The organism is Chryseolinea sp. T2 (genome assembly GCF_037203685.1).
Classification (GTDB): domain Bacteria; phylum Bacteroidota; class Bacteroidia; order Cytophagales; family Cyclobacteriaceae; genus Chryseolinea.
In genome coordinates, this window is sequence record NZ_JBBCAU010000005.1 from 306,241 (window position 1) to 323,698 (window position 17,458).

Here is a 17,458-nt window from a genome sequence, read left to right on the forward strand (position 1 = left end):
GTTAGAATAAACGATCAATGCGCTGGATTATAATTGGCGTATCCTTCGTGTGCACGCTGTTTTCCACGCTGAATATAGAAATTTCTGTCCTGCGGTGCCCATGTACCCAATCCATCAACATACCTATTGAACATACAAAAAGCCGCAGCGATCAGAACCGTATCGTGGATTTCCCTTTCGACTGCACCCGCAGAAACTGCGGCGTCGACCTGTTCCTGAGTGACTGCCTTGCCGCTTTGTTGCACGCTTGCTGCAATGGAAAGCAATGCTTTCATTTTCCCCGAAAGGTCTGTATGCTGGAAATCACTTTTCACACGATCGATAAATTCTGTATCACAGGAAAGCAGGTATTGAGCAATTCCGCCATGTGCTTGCTGACAAAAGTAGCAGTCATTCAGATACGAAACGTATGTTGCAATTAGTTCGCGCTCGCCCCTTGAAAGCGTGCCGTCTGCACACAACAGTACTTCTGCTAATTCATTTAGCGGTTGTGCGCACTCTGGACGGTATGCCATCAGCCCACGGATTCCCGGAAATTCGTTATTGAGAGTGATGTAAGCCATAAAACTGAATAAATATTGAACTAATTATTTAAACAGGCTTAGGGGGAACGTAGCCAACGCGTGCCATGCGTTGCCCCATCTCTGCGTAGGCCTGAGTATCCGTCGGCGTGAGTGTATCCAATCCATCGACATATCTGTTGAACATGCTAAAGCTCGCTGCTATCAGCACGGTATCATGGATATCGCGATCCGTAGCGCCTGCTTCGCGGGCAGCGAGAACATGCTCTGGCAAGACCAGATTACCACGTTCGCGCGTCTTGTCAGCGATTACCAGTAATGCTTTTAACTTTGCGCTTATCTGGGCCGTTGCAGGATCACTGAGAACCGCATTGACAATATGCTCCTGATCGCCATAATGTACCCGGGAGGCTGCAGCATGACTGCACGAACAGAACACACAATCATTGCGACGAGACACGTATGCTGCAATCAGTTCCCGCTCTGCGGATAGCAGCGGTGACTCTCCGCGAAGAAGGATCTCGGCCAATTCATAAAGCGGTTTACCAGTTTCGGGTCTGAACATTACCAAACTTCTTATTCCCGGAATATTGTCTGCAACATGTATGTGTGCCATAAGAAGAAACTTTATTTACGGTTGAAAAGTACGAACACAAGGCCTACCAGAAACACGAACGAGAAAGCGAAGAGTGAACCACCGTATCCACCAAATGTGCTAACAAGAGCACCAACGAAGAACACACTTGTGGCCGTAAAGAAACGACCTATGTTGAAACAGAAACCTGTAGCCATAGCGCGTATAGCAACAGGAAAAAGCTGCGGAATATAAACAGCCATAAGTCCCTGGCTGATTCCGAATGTAAACGACAGTAAACCTATTTCGACGAGTGTCAGAATGCTGAAAGATGAGTTGCCCAGAAAGAGCAGTGCTGAAATAGTAAAGCACAGACTAAAGCACATAATCATTGCCCGACGGACTCCCAGAAGGTTAGAAACCCATCCCGATAAGAATCCACCGCTTAGCCCTCCGATTCCGAGCAGCATCATACTCAATCCGCGCTCTCGCTGACCGTCTGACGTTGTAAGGAGACTTTGAACCCATGTAGGTACCCAGGAGAAGATCGCCCACAAACCAATAAGCATGGCGCTGAAGATAACTGCTCCTTCAAGAAGTTGTCTCCGATGCCGTCCAAGTTCTTCACGGGTGTGTCGATGATTACCTGAAGTTTTGGACTCTTTCCATCGTTCTGATTCATTTATCGAAACCCATATAGCCAATCCAAGCAAGAGTGGAACAACTCCCAGCACGACGCCATCCCGCCATCCGCTAACGAAGAAGTTCATGGCACCGGATGAAAAGATGCCAACTGGAAATCCTACGGAAAGTACTCCCAGAAATACAGCTTTTGATTTTTCTGGCCATACTTCAGAGAGCAGAGTTGTGTTTAAAACAAGCATCGCGCCGACACCGAATCCGGCAAGAAAGCGCAGAGCAATGATTACCGACCAGGAATGTGCGTACCTCATTAGAAGCGTGGCCGTACCGAATGTTATGATGGCAATGGCCAGTGATCGTACTCTGCCGATGCGATCGCCAACCACTCCCATGGTCAACCCTCCTATTGCCCAGCCTACAAAAAACAGCGCGCTCAAAAGAGCACTCAACTGTTCCATCTCTACCGAGCGATCGGAAGCAATATCACTTACGACGACGGGCAGATAAACCGACATTAAAGTGGAAACCGTTCCGCCCATCACATTGCCCACAAAACACAGGGCAAACAAGCCCCACAAATAGGGAGTTACGGCGCTGCGCACTGAAGGCGTTTCGGATACTGAAGACACTGTGCTCATAACATCGACTGATCGAATGTAATAGAAACGTAATACATCGCTCCAATTGAAGGAGAGCCATACGCCTGGTATACCTGCTTATTGAAGATGTTGTTTGCTCCAAGCTTAAAGATCGACTTGATCTTAGGCACTTTGTAGCTGAACTGAGCGTCCACGATGGAGTATGCGTCAATCGTACCGGGACGCATTTGATTGAACGTGCCGTACCAATCAAATGTATCCTGCCAACGCCATGCAACCTGGAATCCAGCGTTCTTTGTAATGGAACTGTTACCAAACGTCATGGTTGTTCTCCACTTCGGCGTGTTGAAACGGGGAATCTCGTTAGGATCAGCATTGCGCAGATTGAAGTCAGCCCACGTAGCATTTCCGCCGATGGTAAAGTCTCCGGGAAGAAGGTAGCTTAGCCCAAGCGTTGCACCTTGTGATGATACCCGATCCGTGGAGTTTGTGTAGAGTTGATACAGATGACTGGTTTGCTCACTCAACAGGTCGGCAGCCGCATCCGGATTGATCGAACCGTCAGAAAGCAGAATGTTGTGCTGCGGCTGCATTACCACCTGATTAAGGATGAAATTATTGTAAGAGCTGTAATAGTAATTCACGTCTACAAACAATGCATTGGCGAACAAACCTTTGTATCCTACCTCAAATGTCTGCACCTGCTCTGGCTTAATATATGGCACGTCAGATTTCACCAAAAGGTCTTTTGCCTGGTTTATTGCTGCTGCACTGGCTGCGTCGGGTGTTGCTCCGCCGGCAAGAGCACCGTAATACGCTGGATAATAGGCTTTGAAGAATGGGTCAAGAGAAGCTGCCGTGAAGGAATTTTCATAGACATTCATGCCCTTGCTGTTGTCGGGAACGCCACCCAGAATAGTGATCGGTCCGGCGTTCAATTTGATGTACTGATCTCCAGGTGTAGGATTTCTGAATCCCGTCTGATAGGACGTCCTGAAGTGATGCATACCATTGATAGCGTACACGCCGGAAATACGAGGAGTCAGACGTCCGTCAAAGTTCTGGTTTTTATCGTAGCGCAGAGAACCGGTAAGCTTCAGCTTTTCAGCCAGCAGCTTCTTCGATACCTGAACAAAAGCACCGCCTTCTTTGATCGTCACTTTGTTATTCACATCATCGTAAAGCGTACCGTTTGTAAACATGTCGTACATTCTAAAATTACCGCCAACCAGAATATCAACGGGCTTGAACATTCCGGTGAAATCATACTGGCCTTCAGCATGGTAGAACTTGCTCTGGCTCAAAATACCAGCGCCGCCCATTCCCTGTGTGGCGATCAGCTGCGACTTCGCTGCTTCAAACTCTGGTGATCCAGGGAGGAACCGGCCTTCATCGGCAAAGTTTCTTGCCGCATCGTGACTGTTGGCAGTTACGCCATTAATGTCACCGAGGAAGGCAGCCTGATAGCGTTGATACCACATAGCATCTGCATTCTGCGGACTCACGATGTTGCCATTAAAGTCCTGAACCCACGTACGATTGATCAATTGGCCAAGACCTTTACCGTTGTAAGAATCATTTGAATCTTCAAGATTGGCATAGGCACGAACAAAGTAGTTTGCACCCTTCATTTCGATCCGATGTTGCTGGAAGTTGAAGTTGTTTAACTGAAAGCGGTTGCTGCCGGTGTACGCAGCGCGACCCTGATTGTAGTTGTATTGATAAAGAACTTCGATGTTGTCGGTGATTCGATAGTGCAATGCGCCGTTAAGTTTTACGCTGTAAACATCGTAGTCCATGAGGAAGCGCTCCTCATAACCTGTTCTGGAAACTCTTCCGACACCAAGAAGCTCGGTAGCCGCATCATCACCATAAATGTTCAAGGCGTTTCGGGCAGGATTATTGTCCCCACGTTGATCAGCCGGAGTGCCTGGGTCTACATCTTCATAATTTGTTGCATACCAGTCGAGGCCCGTGAAATAAGATGCGTTAAGTTTGAACGCAAATTTATTGTTGATGACCTTTGCATAGCGAATTGACAGATCATACAATGGATGTGGATCCGCATAATCCTCATTGATGTGATTGACGCCAACACGAGTCTGAGCACTGAGTCCCTGATATAGCCATGGGTCCTTTGTCCTGAGCATCAGTACCCCATTGAATGCAACGGGACCGTACAGCGCTGATGCAGAACCAGGAATGAGTTCGGCACTTTCCATGTCGAGGTCAGATGATCCGAACAAATTGCCAACTGCAAAATTCAATCCTGGAGTCTGATTATCGACGCCATCCACGAGCTGGAGAAAACGCGCATTACCAGTATCGTTAAAGCCTCTGGTGTTGACTTGCTTATAGGTAAGGCCGCTGGTAACCATCTCGAGTCCTTTGAGATTCTGGAGGCCATCATAGAAATTCACCGATGGTGTTTCCCGAATGGTTCGAATGTCCATTTTCTCAATGCTGACGGGCGATTCAAGGATACTCTCCTCGACACGAGAAGCGGAGAATACCATTTCATCCATCAGAACTGCACTGGGAGTAAGCGCAATCTGGATCTCCGTAGCTGTTGTGATTTCGACCTCCTGTTTTTGGTAACCGATAACAGATACGACAAGCGTAAAGGGTGCTGTGGTATTCGTGTGCAGTTCGAAATTTCCCGAGCGATCGGTCATAGTGCCAGTGAGCTTACCTTTGATAACTATGGAAGCTCCCTCTATGCCGGATTTTGTATCGGCATCTGTCACGCTGCCCTTAACAGTGATCTGCTGGGCATAGATATTGTTGGCGATGATCAATATAAGAAGCAGTAAAAGTTTATTCATAGAGTGAGGGAAGGTTTTACAATTTGAATGTTTGATTTATCAGGCGACCAAAGTCTCGTCAGTGTGTATTCGTGTCCATTTCTTTTTTGAGCTGCTCATAAACTTGTGGCATGCGTTGATAGCCATGGTTTACGAGGCGATCTCCCAGTTGCTCATAATATGCAGGGTCAGCCGGCGCGACAGTTGCCAGACCATCAACATATCGGTTGTAGAGGCAAAACAAGGCGGCAATCAGAACTGTATCATGAATTTCCAGATCGGTTGCTCCAGCGTCGCGAGCACGCGAAACGGCATCACTGGTGACATGCTTTCCTCCCTGCTGAACAAGGGAAGCAATGGTTAGTAGGGCTTTCATTTTTTCCGATACGGGAGTCGCTTCGATGTCCAGCTTCGCTACGGAAGAGGTCTCGCATTCACCGTATAGGCGGTCGGCTGCTGCCGAGTGTGCAGTTGTACAGAAACGACATTGATTGCGATATGAAACTACAGTGGCGATCAATTCGCGTTCCCCCTCAGACATCGTTGAGGGTCCCCTTAATAACAACTGAGTTAAATCACGGATTGGTGCCGCGGTTTCTTTTCGGTATTCAAGCAGTCCGGTAATTCCGGGCAGATGCTTTTCAACAGTAATGTAAGGCATAAGAAGTTTAGTAGTTGGAAGGAAAATGCTCGGGGGTCCTGCCCATAAACCCAAAATATGGGCAGGATTGCCCCGGCATTGCCAGAGAGGGTCTAGTGATGACTGATGCGTATAACCCTTACGCTAGCCATCCCTGAACCAAAGTTTTGCCTTGTATGTGGATGGCCGCCAGCGAACCCAAAACGCCGACGGCCCTATCCAGGCATAGTTGGCGAATGAAGCAGTAGCAAGATGATGACAGGCATCTTGCAAGCCCATTCAATTTCTTTATTGCAGAATAATGGAAAGAAGAACTGACGGTATATAATGATCGTCCGAAGTCTACAGCTGACAGGAAGAGAATTCAGACAAAATTTTCCCCAGGATACCTGGGTTAATAAAAAGAACCGTCAGCGATTACGCTTCGGGAGGTGGAGAAATGACGAATGTCAATGGAGATGCGAAAAGCGAGAAATCATCGCGTGCAAAATCATTGGTAATAGACCAACCGCCACAGTGTGTGAGAGCAGTCAATTCATTGGGAATATAGTCTTTAACAATAGACCCCCAAATCTTCAAGGCCTGCTTGGAAGTTGCCGGCTGATCACTGGAGAATTTGATGTATTCAGTAAGCGAGTCAAACAGCTGCTTCTTGTCCTGGTTCTTTATGCACACCACATAAAGTGTATCGTTCTCTAATTTTTGCTTAACGAGTTTATAGAACTGACCTTGATATTCGAAATCTCCATCCACTCGTTCGAATTGTTCTTTGTCCGTCCAGTACGGCAGTGTGAAGGGGATCTTCAGTGTTAACGTCTGATCTACAGAGTAATCATGAGCGTCAATACGGGAAATCAGCGACTTATTTGCCTGAATTGATAGGCCGAAATACACAAAGTAGTACCCTACCAGTTGAAACAGGAAGACGGCTAGGAGCGTTATGGCAAGCGTTCGTCTCAAGGGGAGCTACTTGTTGAATTGCATATATAAAAAGAAAATTCTAAAGATTCAATACCTGCAAACGTTGTTGCCGGTGAATCAATCGGTTACGTCAGCTATTTTTCTATTTCTTAAGGTTATCATACCGATCAGAAAGCAGATTGCCGCCACCGCAATTGGATAGATCAGGCCCGCAAACGGATCACCCCCTGGATTTGCTGGCGTCTTGCTGCCTTCGTACAGAAAGGTTGCAATGAAAGGTACGAGTCCTCCAAAAATCCCATTGCCAATATGGTAAGGTAATGACATCGAAGTGTACCTTATCTTTGTCGGAAACAGTTCTACTAAAAACGCAGCTATCGGACCGTACACCATAGTCACCAATACAACCTGAACAAGCACGAGCCCCACCATTGTCCAAAAAGCCTCATTTCCCAGAGTTATATTTCGCTTGGTCTCTGCTTTATCCGCATGTTCAGCCGAAGTTGATCTCGTTTCAGTAATGGTGACGCGCGTATCATTGACGTAACCACGAGTTGTATTGACAGTTACAATAGTGTCGCCAGCGGCGGTCACATCTCTTGTTTTTTCGATGCGTTTGGATGCCTCGACCTCAGTCAGCGTAGAGACATCTGAAAGCGCGTACATCTGTTTATAAATCGGAACATAGAGTATGACAGCAGCGAGCATGCCGATCATCATGATCATCTTCCGTCCTATCCTGTCAGAAAGCCAGCCAAAGTAGATGAACAACGGTGTGCCTAATAGCAAGGCAACGGCGATGATGTTTCTGGTCTGTACAAATTCTACGTTACATGTCTTTTCGATAAAAGTCATAGCGTAGAATTGTCCAGTATACCATACGACACCCTGTCCGGCAGTTGCACCAAACAGCGCGATAAGGACGTACTTTAGGTTCTCCCAATTTCCAAAGCTTTCCTTAAGTGGATTCCTGGAGACCTTGCCTTCTGTTTTCAGCTTGGCAAAAAGCGGTGACTCATGCATTCTCATTCGGATAAAGACTGACACCGCCACGAGTAGTGCAGACAGGATGAAAGGAATTCGCCACCCCCAATCATTAAACGCAGCTACACCAACCGATTGCCTCACAGCCAGTATCACCCCAATGGAGACGAATAGCCCAAGCGTTGCAGTAGTTTGTATGAAGCTGGTATAAAAACCTCTCTTGGCAGCAGGAGCATGCTCGGCTACATAGGTTGCAGCTCCACCATATTCCCCACCTAATGCGAGCCCTTGTACCAGTCGGAGTGTGACCACGAGCCCTGGAGCAAGAATGCCTATCGTTTCATAACCTGGAACAAGACCGATTGCAAATGTTGATCCACCCATCAGAACCAGCGTGACGAGGAATGTGTATTTTCGACCAATCAGGTCCCCCAGTCTACCGAACACTATCGCACCAAACGGACGCACGATGAATCCGGCTGCAAATGTGGCGAGAGTCGAAAGAAACGCTGCCGTTGGATTTGATTGGGGAAAGAACTGCTCCGACAGTATTACCGCGAGGCTGCCAAATATGTAGAAGTCATACCATTCTATAAGTGTGCCCAGCGAAGAAGCAATGATAACAAACCACAGGGAAGATCTCTCCTGACTGGTTACAGAATGTGTTTGCATGAGTGTTGTCTATACCGATGTGAAATATAGGGAGAATTAGCACGCCTGCAAACGGTAGAGATCAATAGAGGACACATACTAAAGAGATCGGCGCAGCTTAGCGTTCAGTTCTGTCATTTCTCCTTAACGCGATACTTTCTCGAACCTTCAAGTCTTCTAACAATGCGTTTCAAAACATCGAGGTAAAGCGTTACGAGACATAGAGCAGTCATGCACCAGATTACTGTAAGATTGAACTGCAATGTTTTGAATCTTCCGCCAGCAAAGATTTTACTGGGCTCATAGAAGTTCGCTGGGAAGTCGAGCAGATGACGCGGTCTTCGACCTTCGGCATAAATCGGATAAATCTTTTGCACCAGTTCTCCATCATATTCGATGATGCGATCAGGTGATGATATATTCTCAACCGCATCGGCGACGGCTTTATTGACAAGGCGACTGCGATCTGCGTCAAATTTCGCCTGCAACGCGGGAGTTCGTGTCATTGATAACACCAGCTTCTCTTTGTCCGATGCTGCATTCTTCATTTGATCGGCGTAATAGCGGCGTAGGCGATTGAGGAAATTCTGCGCCTTTTCAAGTACCAGAGAATCCACTTTGCCAGTTTCAAGTCTGTTAATTTCTGGAAAAAAGCGATCATCAAACCGGTCAAGCTCGGCCCTTGTTCCATTTTGAAGGATCGAGAGGGCGCTTACTGTGCGGGTGGCATCGGGGTTTTGCCATTCATTACGGTGCTGTCGAATAAAGGCAAGCTTTGACTCCAGGGCCGGTATCAGATAGATCTTTTTATACTCTGACTCGCGGATGGTTTTATCAAGCTCGTAGAACTGCTCCTGAAAGGGATTGTCCTTGAATTGCGTGACCATAAAAGCCTCGAAGGCCCATCTTGAGGGCATTAGGTTCCCCATCAAAGGCACGCCTACCGGCTTGCCTACACGCGGATTAAACTTATCGAAACTGATCACCACGCCGCTTAGCAGGAGCTGTGGTATGATCAACAAAGGAATCAAAATATAGATAGTTACCGCAGAGTCAAATGACGCTGAGATATTCAGACCAACCATGTTTGCAGAACATGAACACGTGTAGAGAATGAGCCAATAGCGCATCTCGGTAAGCGGAATCTCGAGAATTGAGTTTCCAACTATAATGAACAGGAGCGTTTGGATTGCCGAGATAGTAAACATCACAAATACCTTAGATATCAGGTAACTGCTGCGACTCAGGTTTAGAAACTCTTCACGCTTCAAAATCTTCCGATCGCGGAAAATTTCTTCAGCACTCATGATCAGACCAAAGAACAACGCTACCACTACGCTCATGAAAAAGTAAGCAGGTATGTTGCTATTGTTAAAGAACGAATACTCCGCATCAGCGTTGTCTCCAGTCTTATAGTACTTCACCATGAACGCAATAAAGAATGCAAGAAGTGGGGCCGCTAATAAGTTTATGTAGAGGTATTGCTTGTTTGCAAGCTTTGCCAGAACATCACGCCTAACGAAAACATTGAACTGGCTTAGCCAATTTGGAATCTCCTGGGTAACAGGCAGTGATTCCTGAACATGATCTATTTTTGGAACTTTTATTTTCTGCTTAAAGTACTGGTACCATTGCCCCGGCGAGATTTTTCTGGTGTTTGTGAGGCGACCATACTCATTTACGACCCTTGTTTCAATGATACTGAAGATCTGCTCGGGATTTATATTTCCGCATTCAGGACAAGCCCCCTGGGTTTTATTCGCTGCGTTAATGATGTCTCTGAAATAGATCACAGCCTCAATGGGGTTACCGTAGTATATCTGAAAGCCCCCAACATCCATAATAATCAGTGTATCGAACATTTTATAAATGTCCGACGAAGGCTGGTGAATGACGACAAACACCATTTTGCCGCGGAGCGACAATTCTTTCAGGAGGTCCATGATGTTTTCGGAGTCTCTGGACGACAATCCTGATGTAGGTTCGTCGACGAACAGGATAGCAGGCTCCCTTAGCAATTCCAGGGCAATATTCAGTCGCTTTCTCTGCCCGCCGCTGATTGTCTTTTGCAACGGGGATCCTACCTTCAGATCTCTGATTTCTGTGAGCCCCAGGTTAACGAGCACGCGAATTACCAGTTCAATAATGTCCTTTTCACTATAGTGCGCAAAGCAAAGTTTAGCGGCATAATATAGGTTTTGAAATACACTCAGCTCCTCTATCAGAAGATCATCTTGTGGTACATATCCAATAACTCCCTGTACCTTTTCAGGATGTACATGGATATCTATTCCGTTCACGATCACTCTCCCACTGGAAGGCCGCTCCGATCCATTCAACACATTCAATAACGTTGACTTTCCGGAACCACTCGCTCCCATGAGTCCAATGAGCTTTCCTCCTTTTTCCGAAATGTTGATATTCTGCAAGCCCGCCCGTCCGGTGCGAAAATGGTAGAACAGGTGGTCCGCGGTAAAGGTGATTTTAGACTGGCTTTCGTCAGTGAGAAATTTGCTGACGATATCGCTGTAGTATATAGGTCCGACCTTGTCACCCCGTATCGTGCTTCCTGTTGGAAACACATCGATTTTCCGGCTTTTGAGAATGATGCTGTTAAGGTACAGGGTTGTAATGCCAAGGTATTTGATCAAATAAAGATCAGAGTGAGGCAGGTGAAGGATGGCTATCAAACCCGTGAGGTCCTTCTCTATTATCCGAGGGCCGGAATATTCACCAGAACCTTCGTCGATAACCAACACATTCTTCGAGGCAATCTCATCGATATCATACCCGGTAACGAATCTTTGAATTGTATGAACATCGTCCTTCTCGAGTTTCAACGCCTGCCCTATGTAAAATATCAGATTCCCCTGGCGCTCGGACATCTCGTCATCAGTATTAACGAGTTCGATAATTTTTGCAATCAATACGACCTTTTGCTGCATGGTGAGGGCCTGATTCACCTGCTTTACGATCTTCATGATCTTAGCCCAGTCGTCAACAAATTGCTGGGTGTCGACGTCGAGGTTTACCAACTCCTGACGAGAGTCGATCTCATGTGATTGGGAAAACTCGTCAAAAAGCTTCAGATAATAGTTTGTAGCCTCTCGGTTGAGATGGATACTTAAGAAGTCTTTAATATTGTTGCGCTCTACATCTGTTATTCGATCGCGGGATACGATAGCAAACAGCTGCAATATGGCTTTAAGCAGTTCTTCACTCATGGTTCAAGGCTGCCCTAAAATAGCGCTTAAATGAGGAATTATAAAAATGAAACTATATCACATATAAACGAAAAAAGCCACCGTGACGAATCAGGGTGGCTTTTAAATTTTCATGGCCGTTTAACCGAGTTTTGTTGCCAGCATATCGCCCAGGACAAAGAGTCCTTCTCTTAAGTATTCGTCGTCTACATCCAGCAGGTCAGTAGGCTCTCCTGATTCCTTTCGAACGATCTTAGTATCCAGCTTATCGTTAGCAGCTTTGCGTTTCTCGGCCTCCTCTATTTCTTTCTTGCGAGTGCCTTCATTAAGGGATATTTTTGTTTCCTGATAACTCTTTTTTGTTTCCGCTGTCTCAGTGACGAAGCGCTTCAACTGTGCGTCATCCTGCAAGCGCTGCTGATAAAGCTTATTGAGGTTTGCCAATGTACGGTCGTTGACCATAGGTGTTTTTTGATACAGCGTTCCTTTGATTTCATCCCATGGTAAGGCACTTTGGCTCGAACTTTCACCAAACTGCTCAGGGTTGAGCGCGGTCGGAAGGTTGATGTCCGGAGTAACACCCTTATGCTGGGTACTGCTTCCGGTTACACGATAGAATTTTTGAAAAGTGATTTTCAGTTCCCCAACCTCGTCGTCGGGAGCATTTATAAACCGCTTCAAATCAACAACAGTCTGTACCGTACCTTTACCATATGTTGATTCGCCGATGATCACCCCACGGTGATAGTCCTGAATAGCACCGGCAAAAATTTCTGATGCCGAAGCACTGAATCTGTTCGTAAGAACAACCAGGGGGCCGTTGTAAGCCACTGAAGGATCATCGTCTTTTCCAACTTCGATCTTGTTAGCTGAGTTTTTTACCTGAACCACAGGCCCGTCTTTTATAAAGAGTCCCGTTAACTCAATCGCTTCCGCTAGCGCTCCACCTCCATTATTACGAAGGTCAATCGCGAGACCATCGATTTTTTCCGCTTGCAGCTCAGAAATCAATCGCTGCACATCGCGTGTTGTGCTTGTATAGTTTGGATCACCTTTTTGATAGGCATCGAAATCCATATAAAAGCTAGGAAGAGTAATAACGCCAAGCTTTAACAGCTTGCCATTCTTCTCATAGTTGATGACACTTTTCTTCGCTTGCTGGTCCTCGAGTTTAATCTTGTCCCTTACAAGGCTAATAACTTTTGAAGCGCCGGTAACTCCTGTTTCCGCCGGAAGGATCTGAAGCTTTACAGTTGTTCCTTTTGGACCTTTTATGAGCTTTACCACGTCGTCTATACGCCAGCCGATCACGTCCACCATTTCGCCATCTGCACCCTGCGCTACACCTATGATGCGATCATTGACTCCAACCAGCTTCGACTTATCCGCAGGACCACCCGTAATTATTTCCGACACCTTTGTATAGTCATTATCGGTCTGCAGTCTGGCACCAATGCCTTCAAGAGATAGGCTCATCTGTTGCTTGAACACGTCAGCACTTTTTGGCGACATGTAGTTTGTATGCGGGTCGTATGATTCAGTTATCGTATTCATATACATGCTGAACACGTCCTCGCTATTGAACTGATGGATAGATTTTGAAAACCGCTGGTATCTATCGGTCAATGATTTCTCAATATCTGCCTGATTCTTACCCGCCAGCTTGAGGCTCAGCGCCTGACTCTTAATAATTTTTCGCCATACTTCGTTTAACGCTGCCTCATCCTTACACCAGGGCTCCTTGTCTCTGTCTGTCTCGTAGTATTCATCAACTGAATAGTCAAAGGTTTTCTTAACCAGATTATTCAGGATATAATCCATGCGCTGGTCGAAACGCTTTCTGAACACTGCATAGATTTCAAATGCTGCATCGACATTCTCGGCGCGGGTAAGGTCATCCAGTGTGCTACGATACTTATCGAACGCCGCACGATCCGATGCCAAAAAATAAGTCTTGTTGTTATCGAGGCTTTTGATGTATTCATCAAGAACCGCGCTCGATAACGAATCATTAAAGTGAACTTTGCGATAGTGATTATTATCTAATATGTAGGCTATGACCTTGGCCTCTCTGCCATATATGGGTTTGGCTTTAAGCCTGGTCGTATCTGCCGGAACAACATTCGCCAGCGCACTTATGGAGATGAGACTGATCGACAAAAAGCCTGCAACAAATAGTCTTCTCATGGAACTCAATTTAATTGTGGAATGGGCAAATCTTGTGCCTCATCTGATTCAAACGCAAATAGCCTATTGCAGGGTACCTCCAACGACGAAATAATTCACTGCGTGGATACCCTGATATAAAATAACGTCAAGCCGACTTCTCCGAGTCGTATTCATCGAGGAACTTCTGCGCCTGACCGATGTTTTGAAATTCAAAAAATTTCTTTCCGCCGGTGCTGGAATGTAGCTCAAGGCGAACCATGTCGATGTTCTTATTCTTCTTTATCGCCACACGTTGCAGATTCTTATAGTCGTCCCCCTGACGCGTGGAGATATTGAAGGCAGTCGCCCTCACCGACTTGCAGTAGTAACATTGGTAATGTTTAATTAATTCACCAGGCGCATCACTTGTAGCGGGTCTGATGATTTCTTCGCGGACCACCTTCATTGTGTAAAAGCCGCAGCTGTTACATTTCAGTGCCTGGAGATGTCCAGGATATTTTTCAATCTGAAGTTCACCGGTTTTCTCATCGATCCAAACGTCGTAATCGACTGAGAATACATTTTCTTCAGCGCGCATTCCTTCCTCCAAATGCACATCCTCCTCTTCCTCGCCCAGGAGACGAAGCTCGTTCCCTGACTTTCCGCGACGAGGCGTATAGCGCCACTTTTTGAGCTTCCGGTTAAGAATTGTAGGATAGTAATACTCCAGGATCAGAAATGCGACATAGGCGACAAGCGTGCCTCCTGCGATTGAAATAAACAGTCGCACAAAAAACCAAACGCCTATCTGCGTCAGCTTACCCATGCCGTACAAATTTATCACCAGCATTGCGGCGATACCCAGGCACAAGAAAACACGCTTGTAGTTTTTAATCTCTTGCGTATTGATGTAATCGTATTTTCCCTTGTAGGTGCCGATTGCTGAGATCCTGATGTTGTGTATGATGTAAACAGCAGCAGCAGCGACTACCATTACGCTTGCGCCTACGATCATCGCGTAGTGCCAATAATCCAGAAAAATTGAAGGAGCCTGTTGTTCCATAGGAGATATAAGTGCCAATAAAAAAGTTGTTAAAGATAGAATTTTCTATTGAATCTGGGCAGCCATTGCAAGACGGTATGCAAGTTCTTGCCGATGATTTACCGGTTACAACAGTTACAAGGCTGATTCAGCCAAATTTCCTATCGGCGGAATGCCGACTGCCTGAGCTTCGCTTTTGCACCCGAGAGCAGGGTAACAGAACAGTACCTAACAAAGCTTAAAACGTTCTTATTCAGCACATTATGTGTAAATATATGAAGCATTTGTAAAGATATGCAAGATGAAAATAATGTGCAATAATACACATAATAAGGTTGCATGTGATCATAATTTGAAATATAATTGTGTAACAATACACATGACCAAGTATGACTACAGCAACTAAGAAGCAAATTGAATCAGATGTAAAGTCTTTCGCATCAAGGAATTTTGTGCGTCCCGGAGAATGCCGGAATTTGGAACAGATTAGATTTTATGTAAAGGAGCTGTGCCTGTTGATAGAAGACCTTGAAGAGAAGTTCGACTACGTACCTGCGGATGCGTATACCCTTCTGGCTCAATACAATATGCGCCAAAACGACATTATTAACACGGATTTCCGGGACAGCTATTGCCGCTGATGACTGTATGCGCTACATCCCCTCCCCTATCCCACTGCAATTCAGCTACCTGTTCAGTGCGACGGCAAATGCATCAGGAAGGATGCAGTATCATAAGATTAAGCCGGGGCATAGCAAACTTAGAATAAGCCGCCAGGAATTTATTAAAGCCTACAATGACTCACAAATCCTGGCTATAAACCCTCTCCAATTGAAAGGCCAGGACGCCATATTTCAGTTTGAATTCTATTTATGATTGAATTCTGATTTCTATAATGAAAACGGGAAGAATTATCTCAGGCTAACTCCGGTCAATCTTTTCGGCTAACAATTGTATCAAGATCTGCTGGGCTATATCTGATAGATTTCAAAGTCTTATTGTCGCTTTTTCTATAGATCAGGAATTTCCCACCTTCCTCTTTATAGTAGCATTCTGTTCCATCCTTCCTCGCATAATGGGCCATTGTTTCTAACGCTTCAGCCTCTGAGTTGCAAGCCTTGCTCATGTTAGAGCGCTGAACTTCTTCAAACAGTTCCTTGAATTTTTCACCCAGTCCAAATTCGAGAATAGCTCCGCACAACACATACTGAATATCACACAACGCATCCGCTACTGCTACTATATCGTTTTCCAGAATTGCTACCTCGAACTCCTTCAACTCTTCAGCTATAAGGGCTACGCGCAGTTTGCATCGCTTTTCATCAGGGATAGCAGGTTGATCCAGTATCGGGTGTTTAAACGTTTGATGAAATTGCGCGACAAGGTTGAGAGTTTCCGGTTGTTTCATGTGAATTCTGTTCAGAATCTTTTTTTACAAAATTATTTCGAAGGGTTAAATCGGTTGACAATAAGCTAAAACCGACGTTTCGTCAGCATAACGGACCGCCGCCCGTCACAAACGTAAAACAATTACGAAAATTTGCCGTACTTTTATACCATGCAATTGGTAAGGTCCAATATTGTCAGCCGTCTCTTTGCCCTTGTCACGAGCATCGTGTTCTTCAATATGAGCATGATTCTCGTAGAAGTGAGCGCACTAAAGCTAGACAAGGATCGCGCTATGATCGAAAATATTGCTAAGCAGATTGCAGGATGCTCTTCTGAAGAAGAGACCGGGCACTCCGACGAAGACACTTCTGTCAAAGAAGTTGACTTAATAACCGCCAATCTGTTTTCTGTTAGTTTAAGTGAGCTACCCGCCAGCAATCGGATTGCTGAGCTGGAAAATCATGGTTCACCACGTTACGGCAACTACGAAATTTTCTGTCCCCCTCCCGAAGCCTAGCTTCGCAGATCATCCGTTCGGTGCCTTATGTCGCACCGGCATCAATTATTTATTTCTGTAGCCATTGTATTTGAACTGATCAAAAAGATCAGGCATCAATAGGCATTTCATTTATTCAACGCATTTGAAAACTGAAGAATCATTCTATGGATCTGTATAATTCATTATTGGAGGGTAACAAAGTATGGGTAAGGGAGAAGCTGGAGCAGGATCCTCAATTTTTTGAGCGGCTTTCGAAGGGTCAAAGCCCGCAATTTCTGTGGATCGGTTGCTCAGACAGTCGTGTTCCTGCAAATGAAATTACGAATACACAACCGGGCGACATATTCGTTCATCGCAATATTGCCAATATGGTTGTTCACTCAGACATGAACATGTTGAGTGTTCTTGATTACGCAGTTAATATTTTAAAAGTACGTCATGTGATTGTCTGCGGACATTACGGATGCGGCGGCGTGAAGGCAGCAATGACGAACGACCAATACGGACTTGTCGACAACTGGCTTCGATTTATAAAAGACGTATACAGAACGCACAGGCAAGAGCTTGACTCGATACGCGACGAGGAGCAGCGCTTCAACAGATTCGCCGAACTTAATGTGATTGAGCAGGTTTTTGACTTGGTTAAAACAACAATAATCCAGAATGCCTGGAAAGATCGCCGTGCGCCAATGGTACATGGCTGGATCTACGATATAAGAACCGGTCTCATCAAAGATCTCGGTGTGACATTTGACTCTACGTCGATACTGCCACCGATTTATAGGGTAATTGAGACCGAAACAGTCGAAACAAACGAACTAACAGAAAAGTAGCGGCAGGC

Annotated in this window: 14 protein-coding genes; 3 read left to right on the forward strand and 11 right to left on the reverse strand. The window is 45.7% G+C overall.

The window, feature by feature from the left end; all coding sequences use genetic code 11:
* Positions 1-14: 14 nt before the first annotated feature.
* From WBG78_RS18035 to WBG78_RS18080, 10 genes are all read right to left on the reverse strand, one after another.
* A complete protein-coding gene (locus tag WBG78_RS18035; RefSeq protein ID WP_337327859.1) occupies positions 15-563 on the reverse strand; it encodes a carboxymuconolactone decarboxylase family protein in 549 nt (182 codons plus the stop codon).
* 28 nt (positions 564-591) lie between these two features.
* On the reverse strand, positions 592-1,137 hold the full coding sequence (locus WBG78_RS18040) for a carboxymuconolactone decarboxylase family protein (RefSeq protein WP_337327860.1): 546 nt from the start codon (positions 1,135-1,137) through the stop codon (positions 592-594).
* Between the two features lie 11 nt (positions 1,138-1,148).
* Positions 1,149-2,375, reverse strand: a complete 1,227-nt coding sequence (locus WBG78_RS18045; protein WP_337327861.1) for an MFS transporter — start codon at positions 2,373-2,375, stop codon at positions 1,149-1,151.
* Positions 2,372-5,161 carry a TonB-dependent receptor gene (locus WBG78_RS18050; protein ID WP_337327862.1) on the reverse strand — a complete coding sequence of 930 codons (2,790 nt, stop codon included), beginning with the start codon at positions 5,159-5,161 and terminating at the stop codon, positions 2,372-2,374. Before WBG78_RS18050 ends, WBG78_RS18045 begins: the two co-directional genes overlap by 4 nt.
* Positions 5,162-5,219: 58 nt before the next feature.
* A complete protein-coding gene (locus WBG78_RS18055; RefSeq protein WP_337327863.1) occupies positions 5,220-5,801 on the reverse strand; it encodes a carboxymuconolactone decarboxylase family protein in 582 nt (193 codons plus the stop codon).
* A 396-nt stretch (positions 5,802-6,197) separates the two neighbouring features.
* A complete protein-coding gene (locus WBG78_RS18060; RefSeq protein WP_337327864.1) occupies positions 6,198-6,740 on the reverse strand; it encodes a hypothetical protein in 543 nt (180 codons plus the stop codon).
* A gap of 78 nt (positions 6,741-6,818) precedes the next feature.
* Positions 6,819-8,357 (reverse strand): MFS transporter, encoded by a 1,539-nt coding sequence (locus tag WBG78_RS18065; RefSeq protein ID WP_337327865.1) that lies wholly within the window; start codon positions 8,355-8,357, stop codon positions 6,819-6,821.
* A gap of 113 nt (positions 8,358-8,470) precedes the next feature.
* Entirely contained in the window at positions 8,471-11,560 is a 3,090-nt protein-coding gene (locus WBG78_RS18070; RefSeq protein WP_337327866.1) for an ATP-binding cassette domain-containing protein, read from the reverse strand.
* Positions 11,561-11,680: 120 nt separating this feature from the next.
* Entirely contained in the window at positions 11,681-13,726 is a 2,046-nt protein-coding gene (locus WBG78_RS18075) for a carboxy terminal-processing peptidase (protein WP_337327867.1), read from the reverse strand.
* 127 nt (positions 13,727-13,853) lie between these two features.
* On the reverse strand, positions 13,854-14,768 hold the full coding sequence (locus WBG78_RS18080) for a hypothetical protein (protein ID WP_337327868.1): 915 nt from the start codon (positions 14,766-14,768) through the stop codon (positions 13,854-13,856).
* A gap of 350 nt (positions 14,769-15,118) precedes the next feature.
* Between WBG78_RS18080 and WBG78_RS18085 the strand changes: the two genes are divergently transcribed.
* A complete protein-coding gene (locus WBG78_RS18085) occupies positions 15,119-15,370 on the forward strand; it encodes a hypothetical protein (protein WP_337327869.1) in 252 nt (83 codons plus the stop codon).
* Positions 15,371-15,660: 290 nt separating this feature from the next.
* On the opposite strand, the gene WBG78_RS18090 is transcribed toward WBG78_RS18085, so the two are convergent.
* The gene (locus WBG78_RS18090; RefSeq protein WP_337327870.1) at positions 15,661-16,137 is read right to left on the reverse strand and encodes a nucleoside triphosphate pyrophosphohydrolase family protein; all 477 of its coding nucleotides are present in this window, start codon (positions 16,135-16,137) and stop codon (positions 15,661-15,663) included.
* 150 nt (positions 16,138-16,287) lie between these two features.
* Here WBG78_RS18090 and WBG78_RS18095 point away from each other — a divergent pair, with 150 nt between their 5' ends.
* Positions 16,288-16,635, forward strand: a complete 348-nt coding sequence (locus tag WBG78_RS18095) for a hypothetical protein (protein WP_337327871.1) — start codon at positions 16,288-16,290, stop codon at positions 16,633-16,635.
* 146 nt (positions 16,636-16,781) lie between these two features.
* Positions 16,782-17,450, forward strand: a complete 669-nt coding sequence (gene can, locus WBG78_RS18100) for a carbonate dehydratase (protein WP_337327872.1) — start codon at positions 16,782-16,784, stop codon at positions 17,448-17,450.
* Positions 17,451-17,458: the final 8 nt, after the last annotated feature.